The 17,474-nt window shown below is 71.1% G+C and carries 15 protein-coding genes; 8 read left to right on the top strand and 7 right to left on the bottom strand.

The features are described from left to right. The first annotated feature begins 162 nt into the window (after positions 1-162). Genes AB0I91_RS05060 through AB0I91_RS05045 form a run of 4 tightly spaced genes read left to right on the top strand, consistent with a single transcriptional unit; the run spans position 163 to position 3,113 of the window. Positions 163-843, top strand: a complete 681-nt coding sequence (locus AB0I91_RS05060) for a YbaB/EbfC family nucleoid-associated protein (RefSeq protein WP_499607779.1) — start codon at positions 163-165, stop codon at positions 841-843. 7 nt (positions 844-850) lie between these two features. Beyond that, a complete protein-coding gene (locus AB0I91_RS05055; RefSeq protein WP_498771559.1) occupies positions 851-1,171 on the top strand; it encodes an ESX-1 secretion-associated protein in 321 nt (106 codons plus the stop codon). A gap of 17 nt (positions 1,172-1,188) precedes the next feature. Further along, entirely contained in the window at positions 1,189-2,310 is a 1,122-nt protein-coding gene (locus AB0I91_RS05050) for a hypothetical protein (protein WP_498771561.1), read from the top strand. Between the two features lie 2 nt (positions 2,311-2,312). Beyond that, the gene (locus AB0I91_RS05045; protein WP_498771563.1) at positions 2,313-3,113 is read left to right on the top strand and encodes a hypothetical protein; all 801 of its coding nucleotides are present in this window, start codon (positions 2,313-2,315) and stop codon (positions 3,111-3,113) included. Between the two features lie 3 nt (positions 3,114-3,116). On the opposite strand, the gene AB0I91_RS05040 is transcribed toward AB0I91_RS05045, so the two are convergent. Next, a complete protein-coding gene (locus AB0I91_RS05040) occupies positions 3,117-3,890 on the bottom strand; it encodes a LamB/YcsF family protein (RefSeq protein WP_498771565.1) in 774 nt (257 codons plus the stop codon). A 91-nt stretch (positions 3,891-3,981) separates the two neighbouring features. On the opposite strand from AB0I91_RS05040, the gene AB0I91_RS05035 reads away from it, so the two are divergent. The 3 genes from AB0I91_RS05035 (at position 3,982) to mctP (ending at position 6,701) form a co-directional block, all read left to right on the top strand. Further along, positions 3,982-4,683: a GntR family transcriptional regulator gene (locus tag AB0I91_RS05035; protein WP_499607785.1), complete on the top strand. Its 702-nt coding sequence runs from the start codon at positions 3,982-3,984 to the stop codon at positions 4,681-4,683. Positions 4,684-4,800: 117 nt separating this feature from the next. Then, positions 4,801-5,067 (top strand): DUF3311 domain-containing protein, encoded by a 267-nt coding sequence (locus tag AB0I91_RS05030; RefSeq protein WP_498771569.1) that lies wholly within the window; start codon positions 4,801-4,803, stop codon positions 5,065-5,067. Next, positions 5,067-6,701: a monocarboxylate uptake permease MctP gene (mctP, locus tag AB0I91_RS05025; RefSeq protein ID WP_498771571.1), complete on the top strand. Its 1,635-nt coding sequence runs from the start codon at positions 5,067-5,069 to the stop codon at positions 6,699-6,701. The genes AB0I91_RS05030 and mctP overlap by 1 nt, the downstream gene beginning before the upstream one ends. Before the next feature lie 37 nt (positions 6,702-6,738). On the opposite strand, the gene AB0I91_RS05020 is transcribed toward mctP, so the two are convergent. From AB0I91_RS05020 to AB0I91_RS04995, 6 genes are all read right to left on the bottom strand, one after another. After that, complete coding sequence (locus tag AB0I91_RS05020; protein WP_499607788.1) at positions 6,739-7,641, bottom strand: ROK family protein; 903 nt, start codon at positions 7,639-7,641, stop codon at positions 6,739-6,741. A 58-nt stretch (positions 7,642-7,699) separates the two neighbouring features. After that, positions 7,700-9,880, bottom strand: a complete 2,181-nt coding sequence (locus AB0I91_RS05015) for a hypothetical protein (RefSeq protein WP_499635291.1) — start codon at positions 9,878-9,880, stop codon at positions 7,700-7,702. A gap of 58 nt (positions 9,881-9,938) precedes the next feature. After that, on the bottom strand, positions 9,939-10,703 hold the full coding sequence (locus AB0I91_RS05010; protein ID WP_499635288.1) for an amino acid ABC transporter ATP-binding protein: 765 nt from the start codon (positions 10,701-10,703) through the stop codon (positions 9,939-9,941). Beyond that, complete coding sequence (locus AB0I91_RS05005; RefSeq protein ID WP_498771579.1) at positions 10,700-11,524, bottom strand: amino acid ABC transporter permease; 825 nt, start codon at positions 11,522-11,524, stop codon at positions 10,700-10,702. Before AB0I91_RS05005 ends, AB0I91_RS05010 begins: the two co-directional genes overlap by 4 nt. A gap of 74 nt (positions 11,525-11,598) precedes the next feature. Next, the gene (locus AB0I91_RS05000; RefSeq protein ID WP_498771581.1) at positions 11,599-12,417 is read right to left on the bottom strand and encodes a transporter substrate-binding domain-containing protein; all 819 of its coding nucleotides are present in this window, start codon (positions 12,415-12,417) and stop codon (positions 11,599-11,601) included. A 156-nt stretch (positions 12,418-12,573) separates the two neighbouring features. Continuing rightward, positions 12,574-15,261, bottom strand: a complete 2,688-nt coding sequence (locus AB0I91_RS04995; RefSeq protein WP_498771583.1) for an MGH1-like glycoside hydrolase domain-containing protein — start codon at positions 15,259-15,261, stop codon at positions 12,574-12,576. 106 nt (positions 15,262-15,367) lie between these two features. On the opposite strand from AB0I91_RS04995, the gene AB0I91_RS04990 reads away from it, so the two are divergent. After that, a complete protein-coding gene (locus AB0I91_RS04990; RefSeq protein ID WP_499635285.1) occupies positions 15,368-17,419 on the top strand; it encodes a hypothetical protein in 2,052 nt (683 codons plus the stop codon). The last annotated feature ends 55 nt before the right edge of the window (positions 17,420-17,474 follow it).

The following is a 17,474-nucleotide window of genomic DNA, read 5'->3' as shown; positions in this document are numbered from 1 at the left end:
AACCACGACCGGGTCAAGGAACCCGCCGAACGGCCCGCTGGGTTGAACGGAGAGTCTTTTCACCCGTTCGGGCACAAAGCGGGTCATCCGCTTGCCACTATGAGTCCCGCTCACCGGCGCCGTGCGTGCCGCCGCAGTCGAAAGCTCCCCGGAGGTCCTGTCGTGTCGGCCGAGTTCGACCAGCTCGTCGCCCAGTTCGAACAGTTCCAGTCCAAGCTGCACCGGGTCGACCAGCAGGTCGCCGGCATCGACCAGATGCAGCAGGAACTCGCCGCGATGGAGGTGGTGGCCACCTCGCCCGACCGCGCGGTGACCGTCGTGGCCGGCCCGTCCGGCGCGATCAAGGACATCCGGCTGTCGGACACCGCCATGCGCCGACCGCCGCACGCGCTGGCCGGCGCGATCATGGCGACGCTGCGCCAAGCCGTCGCCGAGGCCGCACGTCGCCAGGCGGGCATCGTGGAGAACGCGCTCGGCGACGACCTGCACCTCACCGACCAGGTGCTGGAGACGCAGGCCCAGCTGTTCGGCGTCACGCCGCAGGAGCTGCGCACCATGACCGAACAGGCCCCGCCGCCGCAGGCGCCGCTGCCCGCCGCACCGCCCTACGCCGCACCGCCGCCGCCCATGGCGGGCCCGGGACCGAACCGGATGCCGCCGCCGCCCGGGCCGGCCGCCCGCCCGGCCCCGCCGCGCCGGCCGACGCCACCCGAGGAACCGGACGACTTCTCGCAGCGTCGGTTCCTGCGCGACGACGACCAGCCGCCGCCCCCGCCCCGCTCGGGGCCCGCGCAGAACCAGGACGGCCGTTTCTTGAACCTCTTCGACGACGAGGACCGGTGAGCACGCGATGAGTGGCTTCGACGTCAACCCCCAGGAGCTGCGGGCGTTCGCCGGCAAGCTCGACGGCCACCGCGGCACGGCCTCCGAGATCGCGGGCCTCGTCGCCAAGGCGGACGTGGGCGACAAGTCGTGGGGCGTGGTCGGCCTGTTCGTCAAGGACGACTACACCCGGATGCTCGGCGACCTCAACGACCTGTTCCAGGCCCTGCAGGACGGCTTGCAGTCCGGCGCGGACAAGTTCAACGGCGCGGCTCAGGACTACGACGCGCAGGAAGAAGCCGTCAAGCAGCTGCTGAACGGCCTGCAAGTCGAGCTCGACAACCAGTAGGGGCGGGGGAATCCGGGATGGCTGAAGTAAAGACCGAGGCCGGCGGCGTCGAGATCACCGTCGGCGAGAAGGACACCAGCCAGAAGATGGCGGAGGCCGCCCCCTTCTACGGCAACTACCTCAAGATCAAGGAAGCGGCGGGCAAGGCGGAGGAGAAGGGCGGCGCCGAGGTCACCGGCCTCATGTCCGAGGGCTCCGCGCTGATCGGCTCGCTCGGCACCTCCGCCCTGGGCATCGCGACCGACCCGATCGGCTGGTTGGTCGGGCAGGGGCTGAACTTCCTGATCAGCGTGGTGCAGCCGCTGGAGGACGCGATCCACTTCGTCAGCGGCGACGGTCCCGCGCTGGCGCAGGCGGCGGAGAACTTCAGCGCCATCGGCGAGGGCGTGGCCAAGCTGCGCGAGCAGTTCGACCAGGACCTGCAGAGCTCGGTGACGAGCTGGGGCGGCCCCGCGTCGGAGGTGGCCAGCACCAAGCTGGGCGAGTTCGCCAACGGCATCGACGGCGTCGCGGGCCAGGCCGGTGAGCTGGCGCAGATGCTCCAGACCTCCAGCATGATCATGACGATTGTCGAGGACTTCATCAAGGCGATCCTCACCGAGCTGATCACCTGGCTGGTCATGATCTGGATCCCCGCGCTGGCGGCGGCGGTGCCGAGCTTCGGCGCGTCGACCGCGGCGGCGGGCGCCGCGACGGGCGTGCGGGTGGCGACGACCGGCAGCAAGGTGGCCCGGATCGTGGCCAAGCTGAAGCAGTTCCTGACCAAGATCCTCGACTTCCTGCGCAACCTGGCCAAGCGGGTCGGCAACGTGAAGACCGCCTTCCAGCGCTCCATGGCCAACAAGCACGCCGGCAGCCTGGCCGCGGACGCCCTCAAGGCGGGCGGCGACAAGTCGGCGCTGGTCAAGCTGTGGAGCAAGGACGGCATGCTCGGCGAGCGGTTGCAGGAGGGCTTCGGCAAGTCGATGGTGGGCGCGGTGACCGACGCGGCGGCTTCCCAGCTGGGCATCGGCACGGGCGCGAACGCCGGCATCGACAAGCCCCTGCGCAACCAGTCCGCCCAGGAGAAGGCGGACCAGTACGCGGGCATCGGCGAGGACCAGTCCAAGCAGCAGACCACGGGATACCTGGACATCTGATCATGGAACTGCTCTACGTCGTCGCCGCCCTGGTGGTGCTCTTCGCCCTGCTGCGCTGGTTCCAGTCGCGCGGCGCCCGGAAGGAGGACCAGGCCCAGGCCGACGCCCTGGCCGTGCTCGCGAACGGCCTCGGCGGTCGGGTCGCCGACCCCGCGGACGTCCGCGCGTGGTCGGCCGACCTCCTGCCACCGATGAAGAGCTCCACCGACGGCGTCGCCGGCCGGCTGGGCACGGTCCGCGCACCCCGCTTCGAGACCGCGCTGGACTTCCGGCGCGGCAACTGGGCCGTGCGCGTCGGCGAGGCGTCGATGGAGAAGGCCAACTCGACCAGCTCCGCCACGGCTCACGAGCACCGGATCGAGGTGGCCACCGCGATCGTGCCGCCGATGAAGATCGGCCGCCGGGTCCTCGTGGACTTCCTGGGCCGGCCGCTGGCCCCGGACCGCGCCCAGGCCGCCGGACCGGCCGCCGAGGCGCCGGTGACCGTGGTGCGGGAGCAGCGCCAGTGGCTGCCCGCCGGCCTGCCGGAACCGCTGGGCCGGGAGTTCACCGTGTTCACCTCGGACCCGTCCGCCGCCACCCGCGCGTTCACCCCGCAGGTCGTCGAGTGGATGCTCGGCCAGGCGGGCGCCAACCCGTTCGTGAGCGCGATGCCCCTCCTGCTGACCTTCGAAGCGGGTCTCGTCTTCACCACCTCGCCCCAGCGGATCGACCCGGACCAGGTCCTGGCCAAGGTCGACGCGATCCTGGGCCTGCTCGACCGGATGGGCATCGCCCCGGCCCACCCGCCCGTCACGGCCTGAGGATCACGCGCTCAACCGGTCCAACCCGCCGGAGAACGGGCCCAGCACCACACCCGCGTCGGTCAACGCCGACCGCACCGCCCGCGCGACCGCCACCGCGCCGGGGCTGTCGCCGTGCACGCAGATCGAGTCCACCGGCATCCGCAGCACCTGCCCGTCCACCGCACGCACCCGCCCCTCGGTCGCCAGCACGACGCACCGCGCCGCGATCGCGCCCACGTCGTGCAGCACGGCGCCGGGCCGCCGCCGGTCCACCAGTGTGCCGAGCGCCGTGTAGGCCCGGTCCGCGAACGCCTCGTAGCGGACCGGCAGCCCGGCCACCTCCGCCCGCTTCAACCACACCGCGCCCGGCAGCCCGAGCACCGGCAGCGCCGGGTCGAACGCGCGCACCGCGTCCACCACCGCGTCGGCCTGCGCCTCGTGCGCGACCAGCGCGTTGTAGAGCGCGCCGTGCGGCTTGACGTACCCCACCCGCGTCCCCGCCGAACGGGCACACGCGTCCAGCCCGCCCAACTGGTAGAGCACCTCGGCGGTCAGGGTCTCCGGCGCCACGTCGACGAACCGCCTGCCGAAGCCGTTCAGGTCCCGGTACCCGACGTGCGCGCCCACCGCCACGCCCCGCGCCGCCGCCAGCTCGCACGTCCGCCGCATCGTCTCCGGATCACCGGCGTGGAAGCCGCAGGCGACGTTCGCGCTGGTCACGACGTCGAGCAGCGCCCGGTCGTCACCCAGGGCCCAGCGGCCGAAGCCCTCGCCCAGGTCCGCGTTGAGGTCCATGAACCCTCCCCTCACCTGTCGTTCAATGTAGGGATTGTTCAACGATCCTTCAATACTCCATTTGACTTGTGGGGCACTAGACTCGGTCACCATGACCACAGCTCAGGCGGACGGGTGGCTGACCGCCCTCGCGAAGGACCGCGGCGACCTCGACCGCTCCAGCACCGCCGAGCGCGTGGCGGACAAGCTGCGCACCAGGGTGCTCGACGGCGACATCAAGCCCGGGCAGCAGCTCAACGAGAAGGCCCTCGGCGAAGCCCTCCGCGTCTCCCGCAACACGCTGCGCGAGGCGTTCCGCCTGCTCACCCACGAACGCCTGCTCGTGCACGAGTACAGCAAGGGCGTGTTCGTCCGCCGCCCCGACGTGCCCGACATCGTGGACCTCTACGCCGCGCGCCGGGTCATCGAGTGCGGCGCGGTCCGCCGCTGGCCGCACGTGGCGGAGGACGCGAGGCGGGCCGTCCGCGACGCCGTCGCCCTCGGCTCGACCTTCCGCGACCAGGACGACTGGACCGGCGTCGGCACCGCGAACGTCAAGTTCCACCAGGCCATCACCGCGCTGGCCGGCAGCGCCCGGCTGGACGAGGAGATGGAGCGGCTGCTGGCCGAGGTGCGGCTCGCGTTCCACGTGATGGGCGACCCCGAGGAGTTCCACCGCGACTACCTGCCGTTGAACCAGTCCATCGTGGACCGCCTCGACGCGGGCGAGGTTCGGCAGGCCGAAGAAGCGCTGCTCACCTACTTCGACCGCGCCGAGAAGCACTTGGTCACCGGGCTGCGCGCGGAGCGGTAGTTGGTCACGATCCAGCTACTTCATGAGTCGGTAATGCACCCGACATGGTGACTACTGTCCCTCCTCCGACCTACCATGCGCGACACCGCGTCACCGGGCCGCCGTACGGAGGGGCACATGCCGTCTGCTCGAAAATCCAGCCTCCGCTGGAGCAACTGGAACCTGTTGTTGGTGGTCCCGCTGCTCATGCTCGTCACGCCCTGGTTCAACTTCGATGAGCCGAGGGTGCTCGGGCTGCCGTTCTTCTACTGGTACCAGTTCGCCTGGGTCCCGGTCGGCGTGCTCTGCGTGGGCCTGGTCTACGTCAAGACCAAGGACGAACCCGTCGTCAAGGGCAAGCCGGACCGGCTGGGCGTGGACGACCTGGACGAGGGGGCCAAGTAATGCAGTGGACCGAGTTGGTGGTGTTCAGCGCGCTGTTCCTGCTGGTCACCGTCCTGGGCTTCGTCGCGGCCAGGTGGAAGGCGGGCGACACCCTCGATCACCTGGACGAGTGGGGCCTGGGCGGTCGCAAGTTCGGCTCGTGGATCACCTGGTTCCTGGTCGGCGGTGACCTGTACACGGCTTACACGTTCGTGGCCGTGCCCGCGCTGGTCTTCGGCGCCGGCGCCATGGGCTTCTTCGCGCTGCCGTACACGGTGATCCTGTACCCGATCGTGTTCCTGCCGCTGGTCCGCATGTGGTCGGTGTCCCGCGTGCACGGCTACGTGACGCCGGCCGACTTCGTCCGCGGCCGGTACGGCTCGCACTGGCTCGCGCTGCTGGTCGCCATCACCGGCATCGTGGCCACCATGCCGTACATCGCGCTGCAGCTCGTCGGCCTGGAGGCCGTGCTGCGCACGATGGGCCTCAACGGCTCCGGCATCCTCGGCCACCTGCCGCTGTTCATCGCGTTCGTGATCCTCGCGCTCTACACCTACCAGTCGGGCCTGCGCGCGCCCGCGCTGATCGCGTTCGTCAAGGACACGCTGATCTACATCGTGATCCTGGTCGCGGTGATCTACCTGCCGTCCAAGTTCGGCGGTTGGGGCGCGATCTTCGACACCGCGCAGGCGAAGTACGCCGCGACCGAGAGCAAGGCCGACGGGATCGTCCTGACCGGCACCAACCAGCTCCAGTACGCCACGCTGGCGCTGGGGTCGGCGCTGGCGCTGTTCCTGTACCCGCACTCGCTGACCGGCATCCTGGCCTCGCGCGGCCGCAACGTGATCAAGCGCAACATGGTCGCGCTGCCCGCGTACTCGCTGCTGCTGGGCCTGCTGGCGATGCTCGGCTTCGTCGCCATCTCCGCGGGCGCCAAGCCGATCACCAACCAGGCCACCGGCCGCCCGGACACCAACACGATCATCCCGGTGCTGTTCGGCCAGGAGTTCCCGAGCTGGTTCGCGGGCGTGGCGTTCGCGGCCATCGCGATCGGCGCACTGGTGCCTGCGGCGATCATGTCCATCGCGGCGGCGAACCTGTGGACGCGCAACATCTACAAGGAGTACCTGAAGAAGGACGCCTCGCCGGCGCAGGAGGCCAAGCAGGCCAAGCTGGCGTCGCTGGTGGTGAAGTTCGGCGCGGTCGCGTTCATCGTGTTCATCGACCCGCAGTTCTCCATCGACCTGCAGCTCATCGGCGGTGTGATGATCCTGCAGACGCTGCCGGCCGTGGCGATCGCGCTCTACACGCGGTGGTTCCACGTGTGGGGCCTCATCGCGGGCTGGGTCGTCGGCATGGGCTGGGGCATGTGGCTGCTGTACAACATCGGCAACCCGGCCGTCGGCAAGTCGCACTTCGCCGGTTCCGCGCTGCCGCTGGGCCAGCTGTCGCTGTTCGGCTGGCACCCGTTCGCCGGGTCGGTCGTGCAGATCTACGTCGGCGCGCTCGCCGTCGTGGCGAACCTGCTGGTCGCCGTCATCGTCACGCTGATCGCCAAGAAGGCCCGGTGGTTCAACGGGACCGACGAGACGCAGGGCGACGACTACCACGTGGACGAGGACAGCGACCGGGTCAAGCCCATCGCCGTCCACTAGCCGGCTCGGTGACCGGCGAAGGACGCCGGTCACCGCACTAGCCGAGCACCAACCTCGCCGCGCCGACGAGTCCCGCCTGGCCACCGAGCCGGGCGGGCTCGACGCGCAGGGAGTCCAGGTAGGACAGTCCACAGTGGTCGGCGACGGCCCGGCGGATCGGGTCGAACAGCAGGTCACCGGCCTGCGCCACGCCGCCGCCGACCACGGCGAGGTCCAGGTCGACCACCGCGGCCGTGGCCGCGATCGCCAGCCCGACCGCCCGCCCGGCCCGCTCGAACGCGGCCTTCGGGATCTCCTCGCCCGCGCCGGCGGCCGCCGCCAGGTGCGCCGCGTCCGCCTCGTCCGGCGCCGCCCAGCCCTGCCGGCGCGCCCAGGCCACCATCCGCGGCCCACCGGCCACCGTCTCCGCGCACCCGCGCCCACCGCACGTGCACGGCTCGCCGTCCGGCTCGACCACCACGTGCCCGATGTGCCCGGCGTTCCCCGTGCGCCCGCCGAACGCCCGGCCACCGAGCACCAGCCCACCGCCGACACCCGTGCTCACCACGAGCCCGAGCATGAACCGGCTGTCCCGGCCCGCGCCGAGCCAGTGCTCGCCGAGCGCCATGCACGGCCCGTCGCCCGCCAGCTCCACCGGCACACCGGGCAGCAACGCGGACACGCGGTCGCGCAACGGGAAACCACGCCACCCGCGCACGTTGATGGGGCTGACCGTCCCCGCGTCGGCGTCCACGGGCCCGGCCGACGCGATGCCGACCCCCGCCACGCCCTCGCCCCGCAGGACCTCCTCGACCACGGACGCCACCGCGCCCCAGGTCTCCTCCGCCGCGCCGAGGGGCGTCGCCACCCGGACCGCCCGCCGCACCGCGCCATCCCGGTCCACCAGCGCACCGGCGATCTTCGTGCCGCCGACGTCCAGTGCCAGCACCAGATCCGTCACGGCCGCCACCCTAGGTCACGCCGTCGACCGGCCAGGCCACGTACGCGAATGAGCGGGGTCAGCGCTTCAGCAGCCGGGTCACGCCCGCCGCCACCGTCGTGGCCAGCACCCACCCCGTCACGATCAGCCCGGACGCGATCCACTGCGACAGGCCCGGCGGGTTCCACCGGTTCTTGTTGCCGAAGTCGACGATCGGCACCACCAGGTCGATGGTGTACAGCCACGCGTTCCACGACAGCTCGTCGTCCGCGTTGATCTCCTCCAGCTCCGGCCCGGTGGCGAACCAGATGCTGCCCAGCAGCCACGCCACCACCAGCCAGGCCAGCGCGCGGGCCGGCCGGTAGCCGTAGCCGACCATCGCGCGTTGCAGCCAGCTCCACAGCAGCACGAGCGGTCGGAGCCGGCGGCGGCCCTCGGCGACCGCCCGGTACCGCAGGCGCTGCTTCTCCACCAGCACGGTGGCCGCGTGCTCGTCGTTGCCGCCCGCGCGCAGCATCTCGGCGAACTGGTCGTACGGACCCGGCCGGTACGTGCGCCGCATCGCCTGCCGCAGCCAGCGCAGCCGCCGGTCGACCTCGTCGTCGTCACGCAGGTCGATCGGGTGCCGCAGCGAGTCGTAGCGGAACTCCTCCAGGTCGATCCGCCCGGTCGCGCCCCAGAAGACCTCGTTGTCGTCCAACACCGTGCAGCGCACCTGCCGCAGCGTCACGTCGCCGCGCGGCGGGCTGATCGGCGTCAGCTCCAGCTCCTGCACCGCCATCCCGAGCAGGTTCAACGCGTGCGCGTCGAGCTTGTCGCCCAGCACGGCGCCCGCGAACGTGGCCATCCGGCCCACCTGCGCCCGCCTGGCCCGCACGCCGCCGTGCGCGACGAACTCCTTCGCACCACGCGCGCAGATGAGGTCGCGCCCGATGATCGCGCCGCCGACGTCGAGCGACGGCTTGCCCGCCGGCTGGTGCCGGTACCGGCCCGGCTGGGTGATCCGGCTGCCGCGCAGGTCGAGGTTCGCGCCGACGTGCACCGCGCGCAGCTCCAACCCGCCGGCCACCTCGACCTCGCGCGCGGCGAAGTTGCTGCCGATGCGCGACCGGTTGCCCAGCACGGCGTCCGCCCTCGGGTTGTCCAAGGTGGACCCGTCGAGGATGAGGCTGCCCTTGGCCTGGAGGTCGACCATGCGCAGCTGGCCGCGCACGGTCGCCTGGCGGCCGATGATGTCACCGCCGACCGTCGTGCCGTCCAGGTGCAGCGCGCGCCCGAACCCCGTGGGCTCCGCGGTGTCCGTGGCCAACGCGCGGCCGTAGCCGGTCGGCTCGCTGTCCGCCTCGCCCATCGCGTCGAACTCGCCGCCGGACAGCGACAGCGTGCCGCCGAGCGAGGCGTTGACCATGCGCACGGTGCCGGCGCTGCGGAAGCCCCGGTCCAGCTGCACGTCGCCGTCCACCGCGATGCGGTCGAACACGAGCGTGGCGTTCGGGTCGGAGTGCGGGTCCAGCGCGTCGTCGTCGGCCCGGCCCTCGGCGGCGGTCGAGCCGCGCAGCGTCAGCGCCGAGTCGACCCGCGCGCCCGCGAGCAGCACGGTGCCGCGCAACGTGCAGCCGTTCATCAGCAGGTTGCCGCCCACGTGCAGCCCGGTGCCGTTGACCGAGTGGCCGAGCGGGTTGGTCAGCCGCCCGCCGCTGAAGTTGCAGTACCCGCCGACGTGCGCGCCCGCCATCCGCAGCTCGCCGGTCACCCGCACCCGCTGCGCCAGCAGGCCTCCGGCGACCTTCAACCGGTCGGCGTGCAGGGCGATCCCGTCGGGCAGGACCAGGGCGCTGTCCCGCAACGACAGCGAACCGGCCACGTCCGCGTCGACCAGGTCGACCAGGCCCTCGACCGTGCTGCCGGCCAGCGAGACCTCGTTGGCGCTGCTCAGGTTCCGCGCCGAGAGGCCGGGCAGCCAGCAGTCGGCGAACTCGATGCCGGCCAGCTTGCCCTGCCGCAGGTCCGGCGGTTCCTCGAACCGGCACCGCACGAACTCCAGCAGGTACGGGAACTCCACCGCGCGCAGGTCCAGCACGCCGGTCAGGAACTTGTCCGCCACCCGCACCACCGGCGGCATCCCGGCCCGCCGCCGGGGTAACCGCCACGTGCCGTCCGGCTCGCCGACGCCGCGCAGCACCTCGGCGGCGGCCAGCCGGGCGGAGCAGGGCGGGCTGGGGTCGAACACGTCCAGCCCGCGCGCCCCCGACTCAGCCATGGGAAAGCACAATAGGGGCACCGACCGACACCCGTGGCGGGATCGGCGCACCCAGGGGTCAGGCGCCGGTCGGCCCCTGGTGCGTCGGGTCGAGCACGCGGGCCAGGAACGACTGCGTGCGCTCGTGCTGCGGCGCGCCGATGACCTGCTCGGCCGGGCCTTCCTCGACGACGTACCCGCCGTCCATGAACAGCACCCGGTCGGCCACCTCGCGGGCGAACTGCATCTCGTGCGTCACCACGAGCATCGTCATGCCCTCGTCGGCGAGCTGCCGCATCACCCCGAGCACGTCGCCGACGAGCTCCGGGTCCAGCGCCGAGGTCGGCTCGTCGAACAGCATCACGTCGGGGTCCATCGACAGCGCCCGCGCGATCGCCACGCGCTGCTGCTGGCCGCCGGAGAGCTGGTTGGGCATGGCGTTGACCTTGTCCGACAGCCCGACCCGCTCCAGGTTGCGCAACGCGACTTCCTGCGCCTGCTTCGCGTCCCGCTTGAGCACCTTGCGCTGCGCCACCATGAGGTTGTTCAGCACGCTCAGGTGCGAGAACAGGTTGAACGACTGGAACACCATGCCGATGCGGGTGCGCGCCGCGTCGATGTCCACGTCCGGGTCGGTCAGCTCGGTGCCGTTGACCACGATCTTGCCGCCGGTCGGCTCCTCCAGCAGGTTCACGCAGCGCAGCAGCGTGGACTTGCCCGAGCCGGACGGCCCGATGATGCACACGACGTCACCGCGCTCGACCCGGACGTCGATGCCCTTGAGCACGTCCAGCGAGCCGAACGACTTCTTCAGCCCGGTGATCTCGACCGCCACCTCGCTCACGCGGACACCCCCAACCCCGTCGATTCCGGCGTGCTGATCTTCTTGCCGCCCGTGCGCCGCTCCAGGTACCGCGACAGGTGGCCCAGCGGCAGCGTGATCAGCAGGTAGCACAGGCCGACCACCAGGATCGGGGTCAGCGACGGCGACCGGCTCAGCGTCTCGCGGCCGAACTTGGTCAGCTCGTACTGGTCGCGGGCCAGGCCGATGATGTAGATCAGCGACGAGTCCTTGGTGAGCAGGATCAGCTCGTTGGTCAGCGGCGGCAGGATGATCCGGAACGCCTGCGGGATCACCACGGTCAGCAGCGTGCGGCCCTGCGACATGCCGAGCGAGCGGGCGGCCTCGATCTGGCCCTTCGGCACCGCCTGGATGCCCGCGCGGATCGTCTCGGCCATGTACGCGGCGCCGACGATGCCCAGCGCCAGCATCACGGTCGAGTAGATGTCGAACTGGAGCCCGAACGCCAGCGGCACGCCGAAGCTCAGCGCGATGAACACCAGCAGCGCCGGCACACCGCGGAAGAACTCGATGTAGATCGTGGCCAGCCACCGGTACGGCGCGACCGGCGAGAGCTTCATCAGCGCCAGCACCAGGCCGAGCGCCAGGCCGAACGCGAAGCCGAGGGCCGTGTAGACGAGCGTGTTCTTCAACGCCACGGTGATGGCGTTCGGGAACATCTCCGCGGCGATCTCGAGGTTGAAGAAGCTGCGCTGGATCTCGCCCCAGTCGGCGACGACCGCCAGGACGGCGGCCACCACGACCAGCAACGCGTACTGGCCGGCGCGGAACGCCTTCGCGCGTTGGCGCTTGGAGAGTGCCATGTGGGTTTACCTCGTGGGCTGGGGTGGACAAGGCGCGGGGCCGGTGCGGTCGCACCGGCCCCGTCGTCAGCCGGTTACTTCGACTCCGGCTTCTTGCCGAACCACTTCTCGTAGATCTCGTCGTACTTGCCGCTGTCCTTGGCCTTCTTCAGGACCTCGTCGAACTTCGCCTTCAGGGCGGTGTTGCCCTTCTTGAAGCCGACGCCGTACTTCTCCTGCGTGTCGAACTCCGCGACCACGGCGGTGTCCGGGAACTCCTTGACGTAGTCCAGCAGCACGCCGTTGTCGTTGATGGCCGCGTCCACCGCGCCGGTGCGCACGGCGGTCTCCATCAGCGGCAGGTCCTCGAACTGCACGACCGTGTAGCCGTGCTTCGCCGCGTTCTCGTTGGCGTAGATCTCGCCGGTGGTCTCCAGCTGGACGCCGATCTTCTTGCCCTTGAGGTCGTCGAGGGTCTTGACCGGCGAGTCCTTCTTGACCAGCAGCGCCTGCGAGGCGTCGAAGTACGGCTCGGAGAAGTCGATGACCTCGGCGCGGTCCGGCTTGATGGTCATGCCGGCCGCGGCCAGGTCGCACTTGCCGGTGTTGAAGACCTCGCCGGAGGTGATGGTCTCGAACGGGGTGTCGAAGATTTCCTGGGTGACGCCCAGTTCCTTGGCCACCAGATCGACCAGGTCGACGTCGAAGCCGACGGTCTTGTCGCCCTCGGAGAACTGGAAGGGCTTGTAGGAAAGGTGGGTGCAGGTGACCAGCTTGCCGCTCTGGACCAGGGAGATGCCCGACCCGCTGTCCTGCGAGCCGGTGTTGACCTTGGTCGCGCACGCCGTCATCGTGGCCGCCAAGGCGAGCACGGGGAACAGGGCGAGCGCAGCGTGCCTGGTACGACGGGCCACGGCGTCACTCCTCGTAACTGTGTCGGTCGAGTGTTCGGCATACTGCCACTTGGGTGACTGGGTGCACAGCACGTGCGTGTTACAGAACTTCGGTGTGCATGAATCTTGCGTCACAGGGCGCAGATGGCCGCAAATCATTCAGCCGGTTGGCATTAATCACACAATTGATTCACCCAGAGCGCCGGTTTGGCGACGATCCGTCAACAGGCTCGCGACCAGTGCGGTCCACCCCGTCTGGTGGGTGGCGCCCAGCCCTTCGCCCGTGTCGCCGTCGAAGTACTCGCTGAAGGTGACGTGCTCCCGCCACAAGGGTGAGTCGGTCGACTCGATCCGCTTGCCGTCCGCGGGCCGCCGGCCGTCGTGGTCGGGCAGGAACAGCGACACCAGGCGTCTGACCAGCTCGTCCGCCGCCTGCCCGGCCGTCACGTGCCGCGTGCTGCGAGTGGGAAGTTCCACGTGGAACCTTCCGCCGTGGAACTCCTCGATCGTGCGCAGGGCCTCCACGAGCAGGGCGTTGGTCGGGAACCAGACCGGGCCGCGCCAGTTGGAGTTGCCGCCGAACATCGGCGTGCGCGACTCGCCGGGCTCGTAGCCCATCCGGTGCTCCTGGTCGGCGACCTGCACCTCCAGGCCCTCGCGGTGCGCCGCGGACAGGCTGCGGATGCCGTGCGGCGAGAGGAACTCGCCCTCGTCCAGCATCCGGCTCAGCACGCGCCGCAGCTTGCGCTCGTCCAGCAGGCTGAGCAGCGCGCCGCCGCCGCTGCGGCTGAGGAACTGCTGCAGCTCGGGCCGCTTCGCCAGCAGGTGCTCCAGCCGCCGCGCGAAGTCGGGCAGCTCCTCGAACACCCACGGCTCCAGCACCGCGCACGCCAGCACGGGGATCAGGCCGACCATCGACCGCACCCGCACCGGCTGCGACTCGACGTGCCCGTCCGGCAGCCGCCGCGACACCACGTCGTAGCAGAAGCCGTCGGTCTCGTCCCAGATGCCGCGCCCGCCGGAACCGAACTGCGTGGACGCCTCGGCGATGCTCAGGAAGTGCTCCACGAACTTCGTGGCCACGTCCTCGTACGACTCGTCGTGCCGCGCCAGCTCCAGCGCGATCTGCATCAGGTGCAGGCTGTAGGCCGCCATCCACGACGTGGCGTCCGACTGCTCCAGCCGCCACTGGCCCAGCATCGGCTCCGACCGGTTCACCGGTCCGATGTTGTCCATGCCGAGGAAGCCGCCCTCGAACAGGTAGCTGCCGTCGGCGTCCTTGCGGTTGACCCACCAGGAGAAGTTCAGCAGCAGCTTGTGGAAGACCTTGGCCAGGAACTTGCGGTCCTTGACCTCCTCGGACCGGTAGACCTGCAACGCCGCCCACGCGTGCACGGGCGGGTTGACGTCGCCGAACTCCCACTCGTAGGCGGGCAGCTGGCCGTTGGGGTGCATCAGCCACTCGCGGCACAGCAGGAGCAGCTGCTCCTTGGCGAACGCCGGGTCGACCTTCGCGAACGGCACGGTGTGGAACGCGAGGTCCCACGCGGCGAACCAGGGGTACTCCCACTCGTCCGGCATGGAGATCACGTCGGCCACGTCGAAGTGCCGCCAGTGCGCGTTGCGGGCGTGCATGTTCTTGCGCGAGGTCGGCGCGGCGGGCTGCGCCGGGTCGCCGTCGAGCCACTCGCGGGTGCGGAAGCGGTAGTGCTGCTTGGTCCACATCAGGCCCGCCAGCGCCCGCCTGACCACGGCGGCGCGCTTGGGGTCCAGGTCGAGGTCGGTGTGGTGGAACTCGTCGGCCTCGGCCCGGCGCTGGTCCAGCGTGTCCTGGAAGCTCGGCCCGAACGCGTCGAGGTGCCCGTCGCCGTCCACCAGGCGCAGCCGCACGGTGACCGACTCGCCCGGCTCGACCGGGTCGAACGAGTACCAGGCGGCGACCTTCGTGCCGGGGTCGCCGGTGTCGTCCGGCCCGACGACCTGGCACGCCCCGGCGTCCCGGCCGACGACGTACCGGTCGATGCCGTCCTTGGTGCGGCCGGTCGCGTTGTGCCCGGTGCCGAACAGCTCGACCTCGTTGGTCTCGTTGTCGGTGACCAGCAGCGTCGGCGTGCCCTCGACGTGCAGCGTGTACCGGCCGAGCGCGGCGTGCTCGGCGGTGATCCGGCGCCAGCCGTCCCGCGTGCAGGCGCGCAGGCTCGGCTTGCGGTCGTCGCGGCCCCACGCCCACGTGTTGCGGAACCAGAGTTGCGGCAGCAGGTGCACCGGCGCCGGGTCCGGGCCGTGGTTGGTGGCGGTCAGCTCGACGCAGATGTCCTTCGGGCCCGCCTTGGCGTAGGTCACCCGGACGTCGAAGAACCGGTTCTCGTCCAGCACGCCGGTGTCGGACAGCTCCGGCTCGCGCTCGTTGCGGCCGGCGCGCTTGGCCATCTCGCGCAGCTCGGCGTAGGGGAACTCACGCTGCGGGTACCGGTAGACGACCTGCATCCAGGAGTGCGTCGGCGTGCCGTCGGTCACCCACCAGTGCTCCTTGACGTCCTCGCCGTGGTTGCCCTCGTTGTTGGTGAGCCCGAAGTAGCGCTCCTTGAGGATCGGGTCGCGGCCGTTCCAGAGCGCGACGGCCAGGTTGAGGAAGCCGTGCACGTCGCAGATGCCGGCGATGCCGTCCTCGCCCCAGCGGTAGGCGCGTGAGCGGGCGTGGTCGAACGGGAAGGACGTCCACGCGTCGCCGCTCGCCGAGTAGTCCTCGCGGACCGTCCCCCACTGCCGTCCGGCCAGGTAGGGGCCCCAGAGACGCCAGGGTGCGGTCGGGGAGTCGGACTCCGCCAACCGCGTCCGCTCGGCTTGCCGGCTGTGCTCGTTCACTCGGCCAGTGTGCGGCATCGGTTCAGTAAACCGGTTACCGACGGGTTAGGTCACAGTCCTGAGCGGTGTTTGCCAACCCCGTCAGGCGGTGTCATCGTCACGCTCCGTGGACTACGACTTACCTCCCTGGCACAGCGGCGCGGACGTGCCGGAGCGGGTGCTGGAACGCGCGGTGGCCGCGGCGCTGGATCGGCCGGAGGTGAGGCGGGCGGTCGACGCGGGGCACGTGACGCGGGCAGACCTGCTCACCGCGTTGGACGGCACGGGAACCGCCGTCCTGGCGGCGGCCGGCCAGGCCGAGCAGCGGTACCGGACCGAGCGCCCGGGCTGGTGGGCGTGGTTCGAGGTGAACGCCCCGATCGGGCGGTGGGTGCTGCTCGTCACGCCGGTGCTCGGCTTCGCGGCCCTCGGCGCGTTCGTCACCTCCCTGCTCCACCTGCACTGGCTCTGGGTGCTCACGGCCGCCGCGGGCGGTGCGGCGTTCGCGGTCCTGGCCGACCTGGTCATGATGCTGAAGTGGTCCGTCGCGGACGACGGCTTCAGTCGCCGGTTCGTGATCGCCTGGCTGTGGTGCGGGGCGTTGCTGCCCGTGCTCGGTTGGGAGCCGCTGTTCGGATCGCTGCCCGGTGGTTGGCGGTTGGCGGGGCTGCTCGGCCTGTTCGCGGTCCTGCTGTCGGCTGTCTGGACCGTCCGCACGCTGTTCGACGGCTTCACGCACGCGGGCCGGAGCGAGGTGGCGCGTGCCGCGCTCAAGGCCTGGGAGGACAGCGTCGTGGTCGACGGCGTGCTGCCGGTGCTCTACAGCCGGCTGAACGAGGCGTCGCCGCCCGTGCACTCCACCACCCTCACGGCGCGCGAGGCGTTCGCGGTCGTCCGGGCCGACCCGCTGCGGATGCACGTCCCGACACCGGCGGGCGCGGTGCTGGCCGGGCTGGTCGACCGGCTCGACGGCGGCAGCTTCGCCGTCGCCGGACCGCGCGGCGCGGGCAAGACGAACCTGCTCCGGGCGTTCTGCGGCGGCCGGTACGCGGCGGCGGGCCGTGCGCCCGACCTGGCCGTCCTGGTGTCCGCGCCGGTGGACTACGTGCCGCAGGAGTTCGTCGTGCACCTGTTCGCCGAGGTCTGCGAGGCGGTGCTCGCCCGGTTCGGGCCGCGCGACCCGCTGGCGTCGGCCGCGCGGGAGCACCTGACCTCGCTGAACTACGTGCGGATGAACGCCGACGAGATCAGCGGCAAGGGCGGGTTCAAGGGCTTCGAGCTGGCCGGCAAGCGCACGGTGACGCTGACCGGCCGCGCGCCGACGTACCCCGAGGTGGTCAAGCGCTTCCGGGTGTTCCTCGGCCGGATCGCCGCCGAGCAGGCCACCGAGCGTGAGCGCGAACCCGGCCGGGTGATCATCGGCGTCGACGAGCTCGACCGCATCGGCACGGGGGAGCCCGCGCGGCGGCTGCTCAACGAGATCAAGGCGATCTTCGACGTCCAGGGCTGCTACTACCTGGTGTCGGTCTCCACCGAGGCGCAGCACGACTTCGAGCTGTCCGGCATCGGGCTGCGCAGCGTCTTCGACAGCTCGTTCGACGAGGTGGTGCGGGTCGACTACCTGGACTTCGCGTACGCGCGCAAGCTGCTCCGCCGCTACGTGCTCGACCTGTCGGAGCAGTTCCACGCCCTGGCGTACGTGTTCTCCGGCGGCCTGGCCCGCCACCTCGTGCGCACCGCGCGGTCGATCGTGGACCTCGGCCGCGAGCGGCCGGGACGCGACATCGTCGACGTCGTGCGCGCCCTCGTCGAGGCCGAGCTCACCCGTGCCTGCCAGGCCACCGCCGACGCCCTGACCGCCGTGGACGACCGCGAGGGCGTCACCGGGCTGCTGCGCCTGCTCGACGAACGCCCGCCCACCGACCTCAAGACCTACGGCGACGCCGTCCGCGCCGCCTACACGGGCCGGTCCGAACGGGTCCGCCAACTCAAGGACGCGGTGGCCGCCCGCGTCCAGTTCCTCGCCACGGTCACCCGGACCTTCACCGCGGACCTCACCGAGGCCCGCATGGCCGCCCTGGGTTTCGACGAACTGGCCCGCGCCCGCCGGTACGCGGGCACCAACCCCGACGCGGGCCTCGCGCTGCTCCGCGACCTCAACCGCAAGTGGGCCGCCTGACCGGGCTCACGAGCCGGCCCGCGCCGGGGCTGGACGGCGGACCGGGCAGCGAGCC

It is taken from the genome of Actinosynnema sp. NPDC049800 (assembly GCF_040656635.1).
Classification (GTDB): Bacteria; Actinomycetota; Actinomycetes; order Mycobacteriales; family Pseudonocardiaceae; genus Actinosynnema.
This window is presented reverse-complemented; position numbering and strand designations above follow the sequence as displayed.

Bases quoted from the DNA above. Each gene is read 5' to 3' on its own strand.
- AB0I91_RS05055 (WP_498771559.1), top strand. From the start codon at position 851: ATGAGTGGCTTCGACGTCAACCCCCAGGAGCTGCGGGCGTTCGCCGGC.
- AB0I91_RS05050 (WP_498771561.1), top strand. From the start codon at position 1,189: ATGGCTGAAGTAAAGACCGAGGCCGGCGGCGTCGAGATCACCGTCGGC.
- AB0I91_RS05045 (WP_498771563.1), top strand. From the start codon at position 2,313: ATGGAACTGCTCTACGTCGTCGCCGCCCTGGTGGTGCTCTTCGCCCTG.
- AB0I91_RS05040 (WP_498771565.1), bottom strand. From the start codon at position 3,890: ATGGACCTCAACGCGGACCTGGGCGAGGGCTTCGGCCGCTGGGCCCTG.
- AB0I91_RS05035 (WP_499607785.1), top strand. From the start codon at position 3,982: ATGACCACAGCTCAGGCGGACGGGTGGCTGACCGCCCTCGCGAAGGAC.
- AB0I91_RS05030 (WP_498771569.1), top strand. From the start codon at position 4,801: ATGCCGTCTGCTCGAAAATCCAGCCTCCGCTGGAGCAACTGGAACCTG.
- mctP (WP_498771571.1), top strand. From the start codon at position 5,067: ATGCAGTGGACCGAGTTGGTGGTGTTCAGCGCGCTGTTCCTGCTGGTC.
- AB0I91_RS05015 (WP_499635291.1), bottom strand. From the start codon at position 9,880: ATGGCTGAGTCGGGGGCGCGCGGGCTGGACGTGTTCGACCCCAGCCCG.
- AB0I91_RS05005 (WP_498771579.1), bottom strand. From the start codon at position 11,524: ATGGCACTCTCCAAGCGCCAACGCGCGAAGGCGTTCCGCGCCGGCCAG.